Below are 18,342 nucleotides of genomic sequence, written 5' to 3'. Positions count from 1 at the left end.
GCTCCGCCTGTCTCAGCGAGGCGAGTCAGGCGAGCGCGGGCAATCAGCCTCAATGCCGCAAACAGTCGTCGGGCCTGTCGCCCGGCTTGAACGGGCAGCGGTCCACATCGTCAGCCGGCAGCCGCAATGCAGACGCGAGCACGCCTGCAGCGAATGAAATTCCCCAGAACAGGAAGAACGCGATGCTGTACACGCCCTGGCGTGACAGCGTGAGCGGCTGGCCGCCGAGCTGCATGTCAGTCGGATCGACAAAGGCGAACACAAGCAGCTCCAGCGCGCACGCCGCCAGGAATGCCGGCCACGCCGCCCACAGCAACTGTTGGCGCCCCACGCTACTTCTCCCGCGCCGGTGTGGCGGCGTGGTTGCGGCCGATCAACGCGGGCATCAGCGCACGCTCGCGAGCGAGCTGGCGGCGGATCTCCGCGGTCTGGGAGGAAGAGCCGTCACCAATCACCGGGTCAGGCGACTGCACCGCGATCCACAACGTGATGAAGCCTGCGACCACAACGATGGCCGGGCCCGACAGGACCAGCCACACGTGGCCAAACTTCCACCAGGGTTGCGTTGCAGGTTGGCTTTGTTCCATGAGGCTGTCTCCTTTGCTTCTTCGACGCATGTCTATCGTTTGCCTGGTTATCTCGGCACGAGAAACACCGACTTCTCGCTGGTATGCGCATCACCATTCACAGTGCCGATGCCAAAGTGGATAGTGTGCGAGCCCGGTGCGGCCGAGCCGTACGGTATCTGCACGCGCACTGCCAGCCAGCGTGCTTCTGCGGGGCCGACATCGAGTTCTGTCTCAGATGCGATCTGCAAGTCAGGCAGGCCGGTGGCGGTAACAACGTAGCGTTGCGGCTTCTCAGTCGCATTCATGACTTGCAGCCGATAAATGTTCTCAAGCTTGCCGCCGGCGACGATGCGCGAGAGCGCCGCGCGATCGCGGATCACGTCCACCTTCAGCGGCGTGCGCGCGACCAGGCTCGACAGCAGCGCAATGCAGATGGCCGCGAGGATGGCGCCGTACACCAGAATGCGCGGGCGCAGCGTGCGCCGCCAGATCTGCGGCGAGCTCAGGCCTTCGCTCACGGCGTGCTGTGTGGTGAAGCGGATCAGGCCGCGTTCATAGCCCATCTTGTCCATCACGCCATTGCACACGTCCACGCAGCCGGCGCAGCCAATGCATTCGTACTGCAGGCCGTTGCGAATGTCGATGCCTGTGGGGCACACGGCCACGCACAAATCACAGTCCACACACGAGCCCAGGCCCAGCGCTGCCGGGTCGGCCTTGCGCGAGCGCGCGCCGCGCGGCTCGCCGCGTTCGCTGTCGTAGCTGACGATGAGCGTGTCTTTGTCGAACATTGCGCTCTGGAAGCGCGCGTACGGGCACATGTACTTGCAGACCTGCTCGCGCATGAAGCCTGCGTTGCCGTAGGTGGCAAAGCCGTAGAAAAACACCCAGAACACTTCCCACGAGCCCATGCGCGTCTGCAGGAATTCAAGGCCCAGTTCGCGAATGGGGGTGAAGTAGCCCACGAACGTGAAGCCCGTCCACATCGCCACACCGACCCACAGCAGGTGCTTGAACCACTTCTTGACGAGCTTTTCGAGTGACATGGGCTCGCCGTCGAGCCGCATGCGCGCAGTGCGGCTGCCCTCGACCTTGCGCTCTATCCAAAGGAAAATTTCGGTGTACACCGTCTGCGGGCACGCAAAGCCGCACCACAACCGGCCTGCCATGGCAGTGAACAGGAAAAGCGACAGGGCGCTCACCACCAGCAGCCCCGTCAGGTAAATGAAATCCTGCGGGTACAGCACGAAGCCGAAGATGTAGAAGCGCCGCGATGCCAGGTCGAACAGCACCGACTGGCGGTTGCCCCACTCGATCCACGGCACGCCGTAGAACACCAGCTGCGTGATCCACACCATCGCCCAGCGCCAGTTCGCATAGCGCCCAGTGACCTGGTGCGGGTAGATTTTTTTATGCGCTTCGTACAGCGACTCGCCCTCGCCCGGTTCGGCGGGGACGATTGGAATGATTTTCCGGAGATTCGTATTCACGCGCCGATTTTCACCCACCTGGCGCTAACCCCACTTGATCTAGCTCATGCGGACTTCTGTCTTGGAACCTTTGCGGCTGTGGTGCCACTCAGCCGCGTCCACATAACTGAGAGCAACCGCATGAGCGCCAGCGTATCGAACAACAGACCCGCCAATCCGAGCCAAGTGCCCAACCCTCCACCAACGACCGGCACGATCGCCGGCCGCGACGTATCAGTGGTGCAGCCGCAAGAGCCATACGCAGGCAACCGCGCGGCATCGATCTCGCAAACGCATGAATTCACGCAACCTGGCGAGCCGCACGACTATTCGCCCTATGAGCCCCAGGCCAGGCGCAACAGGTCGCTATCCGACGGCTACTACGAGCGCAAGCACGAAGGCCACCTGGATGGCAATGCCGACGAAGCGCCTCTCAATGGGAGTCTCTCGCGCTTCAACCTTGAAGTTGATCCGTACACGGATGAGCCGCAGCCGCTGCCGCTGCAGGCTGCAAAGGCACCCATCACCTGCCTTCAAGCGCAGGAGCAAGTCAGCAAGCAAGCCGAACTTCTTGTCCAAGCGCTGGTGAAAGTCGAGCTGGACGACGCAGGCTTCGACAGCGCCATGTACCTTTTGATGCGTGAAGCTGGCAAGAAATTCAAGGCACTGCTGGCCCACGACGTGCCCTTCGGCAATGCGCTGGATGTGTTTACGGCGTCTGCGGGCGAAACACTGCTGCAGATGAACTCCGAGGACCTCGCGAAGGTACTGGATAGCCTGGACCGGCTCGCCCAGTTTGCGAGCGACTCGAACCGCAGGTTGCTACAGCGCACCTTCGCCAAGGCGATCATCGAGATGGAGCCCATGAAGTTGCGGCGCGCTGCACTTGACGCAGAACGGGCCCAACAGCCGCCTGCCGACACCACCGCAGGCAAAGCAAAGCAGGCCTGGCTCAAAACATGGCGCAAGACCAAACGCACCGGCGAAAAGTTCGACCGAAAGATCGGCGGTGCCCACAGGCTTGAGCGGCAGGCAGCCGAAGCTCGTGCGCGGCGGCGCGCCGGGCTGGAGGCAACGCTGCAAAAAACAATGGAGGTCGCCCGCTTGGGCGGGCCAGCCCGCGACGCAACAATTGCGATCAATATCAAGCTGCTGACCATGGCACTGGACGGCGCTGATACCGAGCAACAGCGACTGACACCGGACGAATTCCTCGCCTTTGCCGAAGATTTCCTGATCAAGCGCAGTACAGACGAGCTCGTCAGCATCGCACAGGCCCTGCTGGAAACCGCCCCAGGACGCACGGCCATCAACGAGCATCTCAACAAGCTTGGCAAGTCACTGCATGATGTGCTGGAGATGCGGCCGGGCACCAAGGCGACAACTCTTCAACTGCGCAACACGCAGCTCTCAGGCTGGTCGGCCTCGCGGCATGGATTTCTTACGGGACGCATCGAAGACGCTGTGCAATCACTGGCCCGGCCCGATGTGCGCACCAGGCCAAATGGGTCGAAATTCGTGACGGCCATATTTGTAGGGCTGCACACGGTCATACCGCCCAGCGAGGAAGACCACGCGTTCAACAAGAACCTGCAGCTTGAGCTTGAAAGGTGCACTGACGAGCAGCTCAGGCAGATCAAGCTGAACCTCGATTTTGTGTATCCCAAGAAGCTCCAGCACCGCGTGATCACCGTAGATCGGCTCGTGCAACGCGATCTTCGCAACCGCGCTATGCGGCTGCAGGATGCAGACGTGGAACCAGCGCCTGCAATCGGGGACGCTGCAGCTGCACAGAACAACTCGAGCGCACACGTGCAGCTCCAGGCAATTGCAAAAATGCTGGCTCTCACGCTTGGCGAGGCCCCCCTTGCAGGGCGGGATGAAGACGCTTTGTTCATCTCAGACTTTTTCATGCAGGCAGTCGAGCAGGTGCAGCGGCTGATGAGTGAAGGCGCCACCCTCAAGCACGCGGTTCATTTATTTCGCGATGCGTTGCATGCGACGTTTGACGACATGGACGCGCGCACGCTCAAGGTTCTCACCAAGGCGCTGGCGCGTCTCGATCGCCTGCCCGCGCCGGAAGGTAGCGCTATCGTGCACCGGCGCCTCGTCGAGGTGCTGCAGCAACTCGATGCGCAGAGCATGTACGAGCAAAGAATCGAAGAAGAAGGGATCAATCCGGCGGCACCCGAAGGCATTGCCGCCAAAGTCAAAGGCGCAGGGCTGCGCCGCGTGCGAGCAATGACGCAGACAATCCGCGGCGCGGAGAAGGCCATTGCGCAATCACGCGTGGAGCGTGAAGCCGCACAGCGCGAGGACTACCGCGACGCCATCTTCGATGCCATGGAAGATGCCGTGGCATCGGCGCTGCCCACCACGCGCGCATCGGACACGGGCCTGGACGTGGCGTTGGTCAAACTCATGCGAGAAGCCAACTTCGAAGGCTCACAAATCGACAGTGATGAAGGCAGGCGCTTTCTCGCGCATGCCGAGGACTTGCTGCTCACGCTGAACACCGATGCTCTCGTCAGCTTCGCGCAGGCGCTGCTGCGTACCGCGCCCAGCAGGTTGAAGCCCGACGTTCGGCTTGATCGGCTGAGCATGTCGCTGGCAGAAGTGCTGGAGATGCGCGCCGGCGCCGAACCCATCGCACAAAGCCTTCGCCAGGCTGGACGGGTTTCAGGCCCGGTGGAGCCGGGCGTGCTGGATCAATGGCGCGCAGACCGGTTCGATGCCTTGCTGCACGACATGAGGGGGGACCCGAGTGACGCGACAGAACGGGGCGTTGCCCGTGGCGCAATTGAAGACTTGGCGTTCTTGATCTCAGCGATCGACGCGCAAACCAGTCCCGGTCGTCCAACGACTCAGGGCTTCCTCGACGCGAGCATGGGCCGGCTCACTTACATACAGCGGGGCCACATACAAGGGATGCTGGAATCGGCAAACTTGGACAGTCGGCAAGAGAGCGTTGTCAACCAGCTACTGAATGCAATCAAGCCGCGACAGCCTGCCGTTGCAAGCGCAGGCTGATCGCGACGCAAGCCCGCAAGCGCGCCGGCTCAGGGCTTGGCTGCTTGCGGCTTGTTCGAGAAGCCCCACACATAGGCCGCAAGCACACGGATCTGCTCGGCGGTCAGCTTGTTTTCCTGTGCGGGCATCTCATTGAGCTTGCCGTTGTTGACCATGGCGATGACTGCGTTCTCGCCCCAGCCGTGCAGCCAGATGTCGTCAGTCAGGTTAGGTGCGCCGATGGCCTGGTTGCCCTTGCCGTCCACACCGTGGCAGGCAGCGCACGCAGTGAACTTGGCCTTGCCGAGTTGTGCACGCACGGAGTCGTGCGGTGCATTCGACAGGCTCAGCACATACTGCGCAACGTTCTTCACGTCGTCAGCGCCGCCCACAGCCGCGGCCATCGGTGGCATCTGGCCACGCCGGCCCTTGGTGATGGTCTCGATGATCTTGTCGGGCGTGCCGCCGTGCAGCCAGTCAGCGTCGGTCAGGTTCGGAAAGCCCTTGCTGCCGCGCGCATCGGAGCCGTGGCACTGCGCGCAGTTGTTGACGAACAGGCGCTCGCCAATGGCCTTGGCCTTCGGGTCGCCGGCCAGCTCTTCAACCGGCTTGGCGGCAAACTGCGCGTACAGCGGTGCAAGTTCCTTGGTGGCCTGGTCCATCTCGCTGGCATGCTCGCCGCGCGACGTCCAGCCCATCTCACCCTGGTAGCTGCCCAGGCCCGGATAGGCCACCAGGTACAGCAGGCTGTACACGATGGTGATGACGAACAGCCACACCCACCAGCGTGGCATGGGGTTGTTCATCTCGCGCAAGTCGCCGTCCCAGACGTGGCCGGTCGTGTTGTCGCTGCTGGACGCAACCTTCTTGCGTGCGGTGACCCACAGCAGCAGCACGCAGCCCAGGATGCTGAGAATTGTCAGGCCCGCTACATAGACGGACCAGAAGTTGGCAGTGAAATCGCTCATCGTGACAGTCCTTCAATCCTGCTCGAACGGGATGCGCGCGGCTTCGTCGAAGCTGGCGCGGTTGCGGCGTGAATAGGCCCACACCATGATCCCGATGAAGGTCACGAAGCAGGCGAGTGTTGCGGCAATGCGCAAGGTGGTAATGTCCATGTCTATATCTCCTGGGCGCTACTTCAGTGCCAGGCCGAGCGACTGCAGGTACGCAATGAGCGCATCGATCTCGGTCTTGCCTTTGACGTCTGCTTCGGCCGCGGCGATCTGCGCGTCGGTGTAGGGCACGCCCACCATGCGCAGCGCCTTCATGTGAGCAGGCATTGCAGCTGCATCAACGGGCGTCTTTTCGAGCCACGAGTAAGCAGGCATGTTCGACTCGGGCACGACGTCGCGCGGGTTGTTCAGGTGGATGCGATGCCATTCGTCGCTGTACTTGCCGCCCACGCGGTGCAGGTCCGGGCCGGTGCGCTTGCTGCCCCACTGGAACGGGTGGTCATAGACGAATTCGCCAGCCACCGAGTAGTGGCCGTAGCGCAGTGTCTCGGCGCGGAACGGCCGGATCATCTGCGAGTGGCAGTTGTAGCAGCCTTCACGCGTGTAGATGTCGCGGCCGGCCAGCTGCAGCGACGTGAGCGGCTTGACGCCTTCGATCGCCTGCGTGGTGGTCTTCTGGAAGAAGAGGGGCACGATTTCCACGAGGCCGCCCACGGCGATCACGAGGAGGATCAGCACGATCATCAGGAAGTTGTTGGTCTCGATCTTCTCGTGCGAGAAGCCGGTGGAGGTGGAGTTGTCGCTCATGATTGGTGGCTACCCTTTTGTTGTTCTTCAGGCCATTGCAGGCGCTGCGACCGGAACGCGGGCCGCGCGGCCACTCGTGGCGGTCATCCAGACATTCCAGGCCATCACCAGCATGCCGGTGAGGTACAACAGGCCGCCCGTGAAGCGCACGACGTAGAACGGATACGTCGCCTTGACTGATTCGACGAACGTGTAGGTCAGCGTGCCGTCGGCATTGACTGCGCGCCACATCAGGCCCTGCATCACGCCGGCAATCCACATCGCGGCGATGTACAGCACGATGCCGATGGTGGAGATCCAGAAGTGCAGTTCGATGGCGGGCACCGAGTGCATCTTCTTCTGGCCGAACAGGCGCGGGATCAGGTAGTACAGCGTGCCCATCGAGATCAGGCCCACCCAGCCGAGCGCGCCGGAGTGCACGTGGCCAACGGTCCAGTCGGTGTAGTGCGACAGCGAGTTCACTGTCTTGATGGACATCATCGGGCCTTCGAACGTGCTCATGCCGTAGAAGGAGAGCGACACGATCATGAAGCGAAGAATCGGGTCGTCGCGCAGCTTGTGCCAGGCGCCAGACAGCGTCATCACGCCGTTGATCATGCCGCCCCAGCTGGGTGCCAGCAGGATCAGCGAGAAGACCATGCCGATGGACTGCGTCCAGTCAGGCAGCGCTGTGTAGTGCAGGTGGTGCGGGCCCGCCCACATGTACGTGAAGATCAGCGCCCAGAAGTGAACGATGGACAGCCGGTAGCTGTACACGGGGCGCTCGGCCTGCTTGGGTACGAAGTAATACATCATGCCCAGGAAGGCTGCGGTGAGGAAGAAGCCCACTGCGTTGTGGCCATACCACCACTGCACCATCGCGTCCTGCACGCCTGCATAGGCCGAGTAGGACTTGAGCATGCCGGCCGGAATTGCGGCGCTGTTGACGATGTGAAGAATGGCCACGGCCAGGATGAACGAGCCGAAGAACCAGTTGGCCACGTAGATGTGGCGAACCTTTCGCATGCCGATGGTGCCGAAGTACACGATGGCGTACGCAACCCATGACACGGCGATCAGGATGTCGATCGGCCATTCGAGTTCTGCGTATTCCTTGCCTTGCGTGAAGCCCAGGGGCAGCGTGACTGCAGCGGCCACGATGACCAGCTGCCATGTCCAGAAGTGGAACTGCGCAAGCTTGGAGAGGAACAGCGGCACGTGGCAGGTGCGCTGCACGACGTAATAGCTCGAAGCAAACAGTGCGCAGCCGCCAAACGCAAAGATCACGGCGTTGGTGTGCAGCGGTCGCAGCCGGCCGTAGCTGAGCCACGGTATGCCGAAATTCAGCTCAGGCCAGGCGAGTTGCGCGGCGATGATGAGGCCAACGAGCATCCCCACCACACCCCACACAACGGCCATGATGGAGAACTGCCTGACGACGGTGTCGTCGTAGATCGCTGGCTGCGCGGATTTGTCTGTCATTTGCAAGCACCTTCGGTTCTAGATGCTGCGAGTTTCCTGTCCAGCTGCAGGACAAGACTTGATACAAGTCAATCGGAGCGGAGAATGCGCTCGCCTTCTGCTTCGACTGCATCGAACTGGCCGCGCCACACGGCCCAGCCGAGCGCGCCAAGAATCAGCAGTGCCAGCACGACGGACAGCGGAATGAGCAAAAAGAGAATGTCCATCGCGTGTTCAGTCTTCCATGCGCGCGAGCCGCGCTGAATTGGCCACCACCAGCAGCGAGCTGGCTGCCATGCCCAGCCCCGCCAGCCAAGGCGGCATCGCGCCTGCGATGGCGAGCGGCACGCACACGGCGTTGTAGCCCGCGGCCCAGGCGAGGTTCTGGCGCACCACGGAGCGTGTGCGCTGCGCATGACGCACCAGCGCGGGCACCATCCTCAGCTGGCCGCCGGGCACGATGAAATCGGATCTGGCCTGCGCGAGCGGTGCGCCCTGCCCCATCGCGACAGAAACATTGGCTGCAGCCAGCACCGGGCCGTCATTGACGCCATCGCCAGCCATCAACACGTGGTGGCCTTCGCGCTGCGCGGCCTGCACACGCGCGAGCTTGTCGGCCGGTGTGCAACTGCCATGGGCCGCTGCGATGCCGGCGCGCGCAGCCAGGCGGCGGACTGCCGCGTCGCGGTCACCGGAGAGCAGTTCGACCTGCATGCCCCGCGAGCGCAGTTCGCCCACTGCAGCTTCGGCGTCGGGGCGCATGGTCTCGTCGAGATCGAAGGTCGCGAGCCAGCCGTCGCTGTCGGCCAGGTGAACCTGCATCTGGTCGCCCAGCGCAGATTCGGGGCCTGCGCCGCACAGCAGGGCCGAGCCCAGCCGCATGGCGCGCGGCTGCGGAAAGAGCGGCGAGGACACATCCCCGCGCACGCCACTGCCCGCGACTTCGCTGGTCCCGGTTGCCACCCACGGTGTGGCCACGGTTGCGGCAACGATCGCGCGCGATGCCGGATGCAAGGAGTGACGCGCCAGCGCCGCCGCCATGTCGAGTGCCATCCTGGCGTCGAAGCCTGGCCGCACATGCGTGGCCGACAAGCCCATCCGGTCCTGCGTGAGCGTGCCGGTCTTGTCGAACGCCACGAGGTCGATCGAGGCGCACGCTTCCAGAGCCTGTAGCCGGCGCACGAGCACGCCGCGCCGCGCCAGCGCGCCCGCTGCGGCAAGCGTGGCCGCTGGTGTTGCCAGCGACAGCGCGCACGGGCACGTGACGATCAGCACCGCAATTGCCACACCGATTGCGCGGGCGGGGTTGTCGGGCCACCACCACGCGGCAGCGGCAGCTGCAGCGAGCAGCACGAAGAGCATGAAGGGGCCCGCGATACGGTCAGCGAGCTGGGCCAGCCGCGGCTTTTCCATGGCCGCGCGTTCCATCAGCGCGACGATTTCCGCATAGCGGGTCTCGCGACCGGCGCGGTCAACGCGCATGACGATGGCGCCGATGAGGTTGTGTGTGCCTGCAATCACGGCGTCACCCACACGGCGCAGCACCGGCGACGATTCGCCCGTGAGCAGCGCCTCGTCGGCGCGCGTCTGGCCTTCGAGCACAACGCCATCGGCGGGGAATGCTTCGCCAGGCAGCACCTGCACCACATCGCCTGCGGCCAGGCGCCTGACGGCCACGCGTTCATAGAGCCCGTCGGCGTTACGGCGCAGCGTGGTGGGTGGCAGGCGGCGCATCAGCGCTTCGAGCGAGCCGGCTGTCTTGTCGCGCAGCCTTTGCTCGAGGATGCGGCCGGACAGCAGGAAGAACACGAACATCGTCACCGAGTCGAACCAGACCTCATGGCCCAGCGGGCTCGCAGGATCGAACGTGGCAACGCTGCTCGCGCCGAATGCAATGGCAATGCCCAGCGCAACCGGCACATCCATGCCGACGACGCGGTTGCGCATGTCGCGCAGCGCCGAGGCAAAAAACGGCCAGCAGGAGAACAGCACGACGGGCAGTGTCAGCACCCACGACGCCCAGCCGAGCAGGCGGACGATATCGGGCGTGATCTCGCCCTCGGGCGCCACGTAGGCCGGCACCGCGTACATCATCACCTGCATCATGCAAAAGCCCGCGACGAGCCAGCGCCACAACAGCACGCGCCGCTCCTTGTCGCGCGGCGCGCTGTCCAGCAAGTCGGCGGCGGGCACGGCGCCGTAGCCTGCCTGCTTCAAGGCGGCGAGCCAGCTCGAAGGTCTGGCGACTTGTGGCGACCATTCGATACGCGCTGTTGCGGTGGCGCCGTTGACCTGCACGCAGCTCACGCCGTCGACCCGCAGCAGCGCCTCTTCCACGGCGAGTGAGCAGGTGGCGCAGTGCATGCCTTCGATCGACAGGAACGACTCCTGGAGATCGTCGCTGCCCTTGCCGGCACTGTTGAGCGGGCGGCTGAACGACTGCCACTCGGCCGCATCGTCAAGCGCAGCCCACGGCAGGGCCGACGACTGGGCTGGCGGGATCGCAAAGGCGGTTGCAGGCATGCTGCAAGGCTAGCCCGGACGATGTGCCGCGACGTTGACATGGATCAACCCGCGCTGTATGTATCGCACTTAGGCTGCGATCATCCATTCAACCGGAGGCAGACATGTACACCAGGATTCTCGTCACCACCGACGGCTCGACCCTGTCGAAAAAAGCCGTGCGCAGCGCCATCGAGCTTGCATCGGCCACGGGGGCCGAGCTGATCGCGCTCCACGTCGTGCCGCGCTACCCGGTGAGCTACTTCGAAGGCTCGATCTCGATGAACCCCGAGGAGCTCGCCTCCACCGAAAAGCGCTGGGCCGAAAAGGGCCAGGCGATCGTGGACGCCGTGGTGACGCAGGCACGCTCGGCGGGCGTGACGGCCAAGGGCGTGATCACGAAATCCGACCTGGTGGCCGAGTCCATCGTCGGCGCCGCGAAGAAGTACAAGTGCGACCTCGTGATGATGGCCTCCCATGGCCGCAAGGGCATCAAGCGACTTCTGCTGGGCAGCGAAACCCAGCATGTGCTCACACACTGCACAATCCCGGTTCTGGTACTTCGTTGAGACAAGAAAAGAGACACACATGAAAATCCTTCTGGCCGTTGATGGCAGCAAGTTCACCAAGAAGGCCCTGGCCTTTCTCGTCACGCACGAGAGCCTGTGCGGACCGGACGACGAACTAGTCGTGCTGCATGTGCAGGCGCCTGTGCCGCCGCGCGTCAAAACGATGATGGGTGCAGGCACGGTGGCCGCCTACCACCGTGACGAGGCCAACGCCGTGCTCGACCCGATCAAGACCTTCCTGGCCAAACACAAGATCGACGCGAAGTGCAGCTGGAAAGTCGGCAACATCGCCAATGAGATCGTTGCCGCCGCCAAGGAGAGCAAGGCTCACATGGTGGTCATGGGCACGCATGGCCACAACGTGCTGATGCGCGCCGTGATGGGCAGCGTTGCCCAACGTGTGGTGGCGGGCTGCGACGTGCCGGTGCTGCTGGTCAAGTAGGCTTCAAACGCAGCTTCCAGCGCTGGCCCGCACGAACGACTGGCCCCGCGCCAGTACAAGATTGCCACCTGCTTGCTGGATGCGCAGCTGCGCGCCTTGCAGCTCCAGCACGAGCTCGCCCGCCTTTTCGGTGAAGGTGCGCAGGATGCGGCCTTCGATATCGCCTTTGACGGGCCGCTCGCGGTTGCGATAGCGCAGCATGCCCTCGAACTTTGCGCGGTGCTGCGAAAGCTCCAGGCTGCCGCCTCGCAGCAGGCCCGTGCCGCACCACAGCCCTTCGAACAGGGCCGGGCTCTCGTGGGTGGCCTCATGCAGCGCTGTCTCGATCTGCGCCTGCGCCGGGATCGCGGAGAACGCGACAGCAGCGGCAAGCGCCGCATTCAACAACTTCGATTTCAGTGCATTCATTGTGGTCCCGCAGGTGTTGCCCATGACTGTGCGATTCGCCGGGCCGGCCTCAAGTTCCGCAGGCCGCCTGCTGCCTCAACGCCGCTCGCGCCGCTGGCGTGTACCCACCGCCAGCGCATCGAGGGTTTGCACCGTGGTTTCCCAGCCAATGCACCCATCGGTGACGCTTTGCCCGTACACCAGGCCATGCCGCCCATCCATGATGTCCTGCCTGCCTTCGACCAGGTGGCTTTCCAGCAGCACGCCGCAAATTGCATGCGAGCCCGCGGCCACCTGCCGCGCCAGCTCAGCAGCTACTTCAGGCTGGCGCCGGTAGTCCTTGCTGCTGTTGCCGTGGCTGCAATCGACGAGCAGCCGCGGCGCCAGGCCTGAAGTGGCCAGGGCAGCGCAGGCTCTGGCGATGCTTTGCTCGTCGTAGTTGGGGCCGCCGCTCGCGCCACGCAGAACGAGGTGCGCATCCGGGTTGCCGGTGGTACTGACCACGATCGCCTGGCCCGCCATGGAAATACTCGGGAAGCGGTGCGCCTGCGCGGCCACATGGATCGCGTCGATGGCGATATCGACGCTGCCATGCGTCGGGTTCTTGAAGCCCACCGGCGCCGACAGCGCAGAGGCCATCTGCCTGTGCAGCGGGCTCTCGACCGTGCGCGCGCCTATCGCGCCCCAGCTCAGCAGTTCGGCGTAGTACTGCGGCGTGACGAGGTCGAGGATCTCCGATGCTGCGGGCAAGCCCAGCCGTGCACAGTCGATCAACAGCCGCCGCGCTGTGCGAAGGCCTTCGCCGATGTCGCCCTTCCCGTCGAGGCTGGGGTCATAGATCAGGCCCTTCCAGCCCATCCGCGTGCGGGGTTTCTCGAAGTACACGCGCATCACGACCAGCAAGTCGCGCGAGGTCTGCCGCGCGAGTTCCTGCAGCCGCTGCGCGTACTCGATGGCCGACGCAGGCTCATGGATCGAGCACGGCCCGACGATGACAATCAGCCTGTCGTCGTCGCCACGCAGGATGCGGCGGATCGCGTCACGCGAGCCAGCGATGAAAGCAGCCTGTTCGGCGCTGCATGGCAATTCAGCCAGCAGTTCGCTCGGCGCGGGCAGCGCGTCTTCACGCGCGATATGCAGGTCGGAGATTTGGTCGCGGGTGCGGTTTGTCATTTGCGCACGAGTATGTCATTGAGCGCTTTGCCGTGGACACAGCGTGAATCGGCCACCCGGCGGCCGCGTCCCTCCCCCAAAACCTCAGTGCGCCCCGGCTGCAGCATCCGCCGCACCGGCAGAACTCTTTTGCGGGTGCGTGAGCCACACAAACGGGATCAGCAGCAGGAACAACACGGCCGACATGTAGAAGATGTCGTTGGCCGCGAGCATGAACGACTGCTGGTCGACGATGCGGTTGATCTGCGCGAGCGCCTGCTCGTTCGTCAGGCCGGAACTCGTCAGGCCAGCGATCGTCGATTGCGCTGCAATGCTGCCCGGGTTGATCATCTCCGACAGATGCACATGATGGAACGCAGCGCGCCGCTCCCACAACGTGGTGAACAGGGAAGTGCCCATCGCGCCCGCAGTGATCCGCACGAAGTTCGTCAGCCCCGACGCCGCAGGCATGCGCTCGGGCGGCAAGCCGGACATCGTGATCGTCATCAACGGAATGAAAAAGAAGGCCATGGCGATGCCCTGGATGATGGTGGGCACCATCAGCGTCATGAAGTCGGCCTGCGTGTTGAAGTGCGAACGCATCCACAACACGATGGCAAAGACGACGAAGGCAAAGCTCGCGTACTTGCGCGGATCGACCTGTGTCACCGTCTTGCCCACCAGCGGCGACAGCACGATGGCGAGCAACCCCACCGGCGCCATGATCGCGCCCGCGTCCGTCGAGGTGTAGCCCATGTACTGCTGCAGCCACAGCGGCAGGATCACGATGTTGCCGAAGAACAGGCCGTAGGCCAGTGAGGTGGCGAGGGTGCCTGCCCAGAAGTTGCGCCGCGCGAACAGCCGCAAGTCCACCACCGGGTGATCGTCGGTCAACTCCCACGCAATGAACACGGCAAAGCCCACCACCGCAATGACTGCGAGCGTGATGACGGCGCCCGAGGCGAACCAGTCATGCTCCTTGCCGATGTCGAGCATGACCTGCAGCGCACCGATCCACACGACCAGCAGGCCAAGGCCAAACGAGTCGATGGGCAGCTTGCGCGTTGGCGTCTCACGCTTGCGATAGATGGCCCATGTGGCGGTGACGGCGGCAATACCGACGGGCACGTTGATGTAAAAGATCCATGGCCAGCTCATGTTGTCGGTGATCCAGCCGCCGAGCAGCGGGCCCATCACGGGCGCGACGAGCGTGGTCATGGCCCACATCGCCATCGCCAGGCCCGCGAGCGCCCGTGGATAGCTGGCAAGCAGCAACGACTGCGACAGCGGAATCATCGGCCCGGCCACGAAACCCTGCAGCGCGCGAAAGGCAATCAGCGTTGCCATGTTCGGCGCAAGGCCACACATCAGCGAGGCGATGACGAACAGGAAAACGCTCGCGGCGAACAGGCGCACTTGGCCAAAGCGCTGCGACAGCCAGCCCGTCAGCGGCACGGCAATGGCGTTGGCCACCGCGAAGCTGGTGATGACCCAGGTGCCCTGGTTGGGGCTGACGCCCAGGTCGCCCGCAATCGCAGGCAGCGACACGTTGGCGATGGAGGTGTCCAGCACATTCATGAACGTGGCGGTGGACAGGGCAATCGTGCCCCACACACGTGCCGCGCCCTGCAGCGGCTGGATCGGAATGGCCGTGGACATCAGTGCCTCGCGCTGTGGAGTTCAGTGCGTGGCCGCAGCTGGTCCGCTCGTGGACGAAGCACTTGCCAGCGTGCGCGGCGCAGGCGCGGCCAGCGCAGACGCTGTGCCCGCAGCGCGCGCACCGCGGCCCGAGTTCGCCGCGATCACGCGCTTGACTTCCGCATCAGCGCCCGCTTCGATGCTGCTGTACGCCTGCGTCGAGATGCCGGGATTGGCGCGCGGTGCATCGGCCAGCGTCTTGCCGCTCTGGTCGCTCACATCAACTTCAGCGTCCATCGACAGGCCAACGCGAAGCGGATTCGCTGCGACCTGGCCTGCATCGAGCGCCACGCGCACGGGCACGCGCTGCACGACCTTGATCCAGTTGCCGGTAGCGTTCTGCGCCGGCAGCAGCGCAAAGGCCGAGCCTGTGCCTGCACCCAGGCCCGCGACCGTGCCCTTGTATTCCACACGCTTGCCGTACACGTCGGCAGTGAGCTTCACCGGTTGGCCGAGGCGGATCTTGCGCAGCTGCACTTCCTTGAAGTTCGCGTCCACCCACAGCTGGTTGAGCGGGATGATCGACATCATCGGCGTGCCTGCGGCCACACGCTGGCCGAGTTGCACAGTGCGCTTGGCCACATAGCCATCCACCGGCGCGGGCAGGGATGCGCGCTGCGTGGCAAGCCATGCTTCACGCACTTTCGCGGCGGCGGCAAGCACGCTGGGGTGCTGCTCGACACTTGTGCCTTCCGTCATGGCCTGGTTGCTCGCGAGCTGTTCGCGCGCAGCGGCAACGCCGGCTTGCGCCGCGGCCAGCGCGCTCCTGGCGTTGGCCAGCTGTGACTGCGCGTGGTTGAGCTCTTCACGCGACACAGCGCCATTGCCGACGAGCGACTGGCGGCGGTTGAGGTCATCGTTCGCACGGCTGATTTCAGACTGCGCCTTGGCAATGTCGGCCTCGCGCAGGCTCACTTGCGCCGCGAGCGAGCCGTTGTTGGCGTAGAGCGTGCGCACCTGCCGCACTGTCTGCGCGAGGTTGGCTTCAGCCTGGTCGAGTGCGACCTTTGAGTCGGCGGGGTCGAGCTGCACGAGCGGCTGGCCGGCCTTCACAAAATCAGTGTCATCGGCCTGGATAGCCAGCACCGTGCCGCCGACTTGCGGCGTGATCTGGATGACGTTGCCTTGCACGTACGCGTTGTCGGTCGATTCGTAGTGGCTCGCGACGAGCCACTCGTAGGCGGCCCAGCCGAGACCCGCGACAACCACCACTGAAGCAATAGCCGTGAGTGCCTTGCGCCGGCGCGGATTGGTGGCCTTGATCGTCGTGGTGGCCGGTGTGTTGGGGGTGTCGTTGCTCATGATGTCTTTCTTACAGGGCTTAGCGGGCCGCCACAGAGGCGGCAGATGCGTCGGCCCGGTAGCCGCCGCCCGCTGCACGAATCAATTGAACCTGCGTGTCGAGCGCGCGGGCGGCGAGGTCGACGCCTAGGCGGCGCTGGCTGAGCACGCTCGTCTCAGCCGCGAGCACATTCAGGTAAGTGCCCAGGCCGACCTTGTAGCGCTGCACTGCAATGTCGTACGCGCCTTCGGCGGCGGCTTGTGCGTCGCGCTGCTCGGCCTGTTGCCTGGCGATCGACTGGCTTGACGCGATCTGGTCGGCGGTTTCGTGAATGGCATCCAGCACGGCCGCGTTGTAGCTTTCAATCGCGACGTCGAGATCGGCCGTCTTGCCGCGCAGGTTGGCACGCAGGCGGCCCGCGTCGAAGATCGGCAGGCGCACCGCCGGGCCGACGCCCCACTGCTCGCTGCCTGTGTTGAGCAAGCGGCCCAGGCCCAGCGAGTTCAGTCCCGCAAACGCGACGATGTTGATGTTGGGATAGAACTGCGCCTTCGCGTTCACCACGTCTTTGCCTGCGGCTTCGACGCGCCAGCGCGCAGCAGTGATGTCAGCGCGCTGCGCCAGCAGGTCGGCAGGCAATTCGCGCGGCGTGGCTGCGGGCTTGAATCCGGCGAGCGTGGGCTGCGTGGCAATGGGCTGGCGGTTGCCTTGCGCCGTGAGCGCGGCAATCGCGTTTTGCGCCATAACGGCCTGCTCCTGCAGCGCTTCAAGCTGCTGGCGTGCTTCCGGCAAAGAGCCTTCGCTCTGGCGAAGCTCCAGGTTGGTGTCCAGGCCCGCGTTGACGCGGTCTTGCACAAGCTTAAGCGACTCGGCGCGCTGCGCGAGCGTGCGGCGTGCGACGGCGAGCTGGTCGTTGATGCGTGCCAGCTGGAAATAGCTGCGCGCCACATTGGCGGCGAGCATGATGCGTGCGGCTTGCGCATCCGCCTGCGCAGCTTGCGCTGCGCTGAGCGCTGAATCCAGTGCGGCCTGGTGCTTGCCAAAAAAGTCGAGCTCCCAGTTCACGTTGAGCTGCAGCGTGCCGCTGTCGCGCGTCGAGCCTGCGATGGGCGGCGGGAACAGACCGTTGGCGCTGTACTTCTGGCGCGTGGCATCAAGCGAGCCGTTGACTTGCGGCAGCGTGGCCGCGTCTGCCACTTCGGTGACGGCCTGGGCCCGCGCAAGGCGTGCACGCGCGATCTTCAGGTTGGGGTTGCCTTCCAGTGCCTGCGCAATCAGCTTGTCGAGTTGCTCGTCGCCGAACTGCTTCCACCAGTCGGTCGTGGTTTCAAACTTCGCGGCAGTGCCTGGGATGCCCATGGCTTGCGGCGATGTGAATGTGGAGCTGGCATTGATGCCCTGGTAGCTGGCGCAGCCCGCCAGCCATAGCGCGGCTGCCAGCGCGCCAAGCGGCGCGCGCCTGAAAAGCCAAATCATGGTTGTCCTTCTTGCTGGTCGCGCTCGGCCTGCAGGGCCAGCGCGTTGTCGAGGATGCGGCGCAGCAGCGACTTCAGCAGCTGCCACTCTTCCACCGTGAAGCCGCGCATGTGCGAGTTCTGCATGCCGCACAACAGCGCGGGGATGCCCTTGGCCACTTCGCGGCCGGCATCGGTGAGTTCGAGGTTGACCACGCGCCTGTCTTCGCTGGAGCGCACGCGCCTGAGCAGGCCTTTGGTCTCCAGCCTGTCGAGCAGGCGCGTCATGCCGCCGGCGTCGAGGTTGCAGGCACTGGCCAGCTCAGCCACCGTCGAGCCATGGCCCATGTAGAGCTTGAGCAGCGGCACCCACTGCGCGTTGGTGAGGCCTTGAGGTTCAAGCTCGTGGTCCACCGCGGACGAGAACACATTGATGATGCGCCGCATCAGGTAGCCGATGCTTTCGTCCGGCTTGTAGCTCTCCGGCCTGTAGAAGTTGGGCACCGCATTCGCCTTGGCGGCACGCGAGGTGCCTGCAGCGCGGCGGGTGACGTGGGCGTTGGTCATGGGCCGGATATTAGTTGACTAGACAATTATTGTCAAGTC

At 64.3% G+C, this 18,342-nt stretch carries 18 protein-coding genes; 3 read left to right on the top strand and 15 right to left on the bottom strand.

Annotated elements, in window-relative coordinates:
• Positions 1 to 49: 49 nt before the first annotated feature.
• Genes GHT07_RS11465 through ccoG form a run of 3 tightly spaced genes read right to left on the bottom strand, consistent with a single transcriptional unit; the run spans position 50 to position 2,059 of the window.
• On the bottom strand, positions 50 to 331 hold the full coding sequence (locus GHT07_RS11465) for a hypothetical protein (RefSeq protein ID WP_323740895.1): 282 nt from the start codon (positions 329 to 331) through the stop codon (positions 50 to 52).
• Position 332: 1 nt separating this feature from the next.
• Entirely contained in the window at positions 333 to 587 is a 255-nt protein-coding gene (locus tag GHT07_RS11460; RefSeq protein WP_153585227.1) for a FixH family protein, read from the bottom strand.
• Between the two features lie 47 nt (positions 588 to 634).
• Positions 635 to 2,059 (bottom strand): cytochrome c oxidase accessory protein CcoG, encoded by a 1,425-nt coding sequence (gene ccoG / locus GHT07_RS11455; RefSeq protein WP_323740894.1) that lies wholly within the window; start codon positions 2,057 to 2,059, stop codon positions 635 to 637.
• A 165-nt stretch (positions 2,060 to 2,224) separates the two neighbouring features.
• Between ccoG and GHT07_RS11450 the strand changes: the two genes are divergently transcribed.
• Positions 2,225 to 5,068, top strand: a complete 2,844-nt coding sequence (locus GHT07_RS11450; protein ID WP_194792908.1) for a hypothetical protein — start codon at positions 2,225 to 2,227, stop codon at positions 5,066 to 5,068.
• 29 nt (positions 5,069 to 5,097) lie between these two features.
• Here GHT07_RS11450 and ccoP read toward each other — a convergent pair whose 3' ends face one another.
• The 6 genes from ccoP to GHT07_RS11420 all read right to left on the bottom strand — a co-directional run bounded on the left by ccoP (position 5,098) and on the right by GHT07_RS11420 (position 10,773).
• Entirely contained in the window at positions 5,098 to 6,015 is a 918-nt protein-coding gene (ccoP, locus tag GHT07_RS11445; protein WP_153585225.1) for a cytochrome-c oxidase, cbb3-type subunit III, read from the bottom strand.
• Positions 6,016 to 6,027: 12 nt separating this feature from the next.
• On the bottom strand, positions 6,028 to 6,165 hold the full coding sequence (locus GHT07_RS11440) for a cbb3-type cytochrome oxidase subunit 3 (RefSeq protein WP_153585224.1): 138 nt from the start codon (positions 6,163 to 6,165) through the stop codon (positions 6,028 to 6,030).
• Positions 6,166 to 6,183: 18 nt separating this feature from the next.
• A complete protein-coding gene (gene ccoO, locus GHT07_RS11435) occupies positions 6,184 to 6,810 on the bottom strand; it encodes a cytochrome-c oxidase, cbb3-type subunit II (protein WP_153585223.1) in 627 nt (208 codons plus the stop codon).
• 27 nt (positions 6,811 to 6,837) lie between these two features.
• Positions 6,838 to 8,271, bottom strand: a complete 1,434-nt coding sequence (gene ccoN / locus GHT07_RS11430; RefSeq protein ID WP_153585222.1) for a cytochrome-c oxidase, cbb3-type subunit I — start codon at positions 8,269 to 8,271, stop codon at positions 6,838 to 6,840.
• A 68-nt stretch (positions 8,272 to 8,339) separates the two neighbouring features.
• A complete protein-coding gene (gene ccoS, locus GHT07_RS11425) occupies positions 8,340 to 8,477 on the bottom strand; it encodes a cbb3-type cytochrome oxidase assembly protein CcoS (protein ID WP_153585221.1) in 138 nt (45 codons plus the stop codon).
• Between the two features lie 7 nt (positions 8,478 to 8,484).
• Positions 8,485 to 10,773: a heavy metal translocating P-type ATPase gene (locus GHT07_RS11420; protein WP_153585220.1), complete on the bottom strand. Its 2,289-nt coding sequence runs from the start codon at positions 10,771 to 10,773 to the stop codon at positions 8,485 to 8,487.
• A 104-nt stretch (positions 10,774 to 10,877) separates the two neighbouring features.
• Here GHT07_RS11420 and GHT07_RS11415 point away from each other — a divergent pair, with 104 nt between their 5' ends.
• Both GHT07_RS11415 and GHT07_RS11410 read left to right on the top strand, forming a co-directional pair.
• A complete protein-coding gene (locus GHT07_RS11415) occupies positions 10,878 to 11,321 on the top strand; it encodes a universal stress protein (RefSeq protein ID WP_153585219.1) in 444 nt (147 codons plus the stop codon).
• Positions 11,322 to 11,340: 19 nt separating this feature from the next.
• A complete protein-coding gene (locus tag GHT07_RS11410) occupies positions 11,341 to 11,763 on the top strand; it encodes a universal stress protein (protein ID WP_153585218.1) in 423 nt (140 codons plus the stop codon).
• A gap of 3 nt (positions 11,764 to 11,766) precedes the next feature.
• Here the strand turns inward: GHT07_RS11410 and GHT07_RS11405 are convergent, their stop codons facing one another.
• The 6 genes from GHT07_RS11405 to GHT07_RS11380 form a co-directional block, all read right to left on the bottom strand.
• Positions 11,767 to 12,171, bottom strand: coding sequence for a hypothetical protein (locus GHT07_RS11405; protein WP_153585217.1), 405 nt, complete (start codon positions 12,169 to 12,171; stop codon positions 11,767 to 11,769).
• 75 nt (positions 12,172 to 12,246) lie between these two features.
• Positions 12,247 to 13,323: a 3-deoxy-7-phosphoheptulonate synthase gene (locus tag GHT07_RS11400; RefSeq protein WP_153585216.1), complete on the bottom strand. Its 1,077-nt coding sequence runs from the start codon at positions 13,321 to 13,323 to the stop codon at positions 12,247 to 12,249.
• An 84-nt stretch (positions 13,324 to 13,407) separates the two neighbouring features.
• Positions 13,408 to 14,961: a DHA2 family efflux MFS transporter permease subunit gene (locus tag GHT07_RS11395; protein ID WP_153585215.1), complete on the bottom strand. Its 1,554-nt coding sequence runs from the start codon at positions 14,959 to 14,961 to the stop codon at positions 13,408 to 13,410.
• 21 nt (positions 14,962 to 14,982) lie between these two features.
• Positions 14,983 to 16,302 carry an HlyD family efflux transporter periplasmic adaptor subunit gene (locus tag GHT07_RS11390; RefSeq protein ID WP_153585214.1) on the bottom strand — a complete coding sequence of 440 codons (1,320 nt, stop codon included), beginning with the start codon at positions 16,300 to 16,302 and terminating at the stop codon, positions 14,983 to 14,985.
• 19 nt (positions 16,303 to 16,321) lie between these two features.
• Positions 16,322 to 17,758 (bottom strand): efflux transporter outer membrane subunit, encoded by a 1,437-nt coding sequence (locus GHT07_RS11385; protein WP_153585213.1) that lies wholly within the window; start codon positions 17,756 to 17,758, stop codon positions 16,322 to 16,324.
• The gene (locus GHT07_RS11380) at positions 17,755 to 18,303 is read right to left on the bottom strand and encodes a MarR family winged helix-turn-helix transcriptional regulator (RefSeq protein WP_153585212.1); all 549 of its coding nucleotides are present in this window, start codon (positions 18,301 to 18,303) and stop codon (positions 17,755 to 17,757) included. Before GHT07_RS11380 ends, GHT07_RS11385 begins: the two co-directional genes overlap by 4 nt.
• Between the last annotated feature and the right edge of the window lie 39 nt (positions 18,304 to 18,342).

It is taken from the genome of Caenimonas koreensis DSM 17982 (assembly GCF_009646335.1).
Classification (GTDB): domain Bacteria; phylum Pseudomonadota; class Gammaproteobacteria; order Burkholderiales; family Burkholderiaceae_C; genus Ramlibacter; species Ramlibacter koreensis.
Note: the sequence above shows the minus strand (reverse complement) of the source record. Positions and strands in the feature narration are given on the sequence as shown.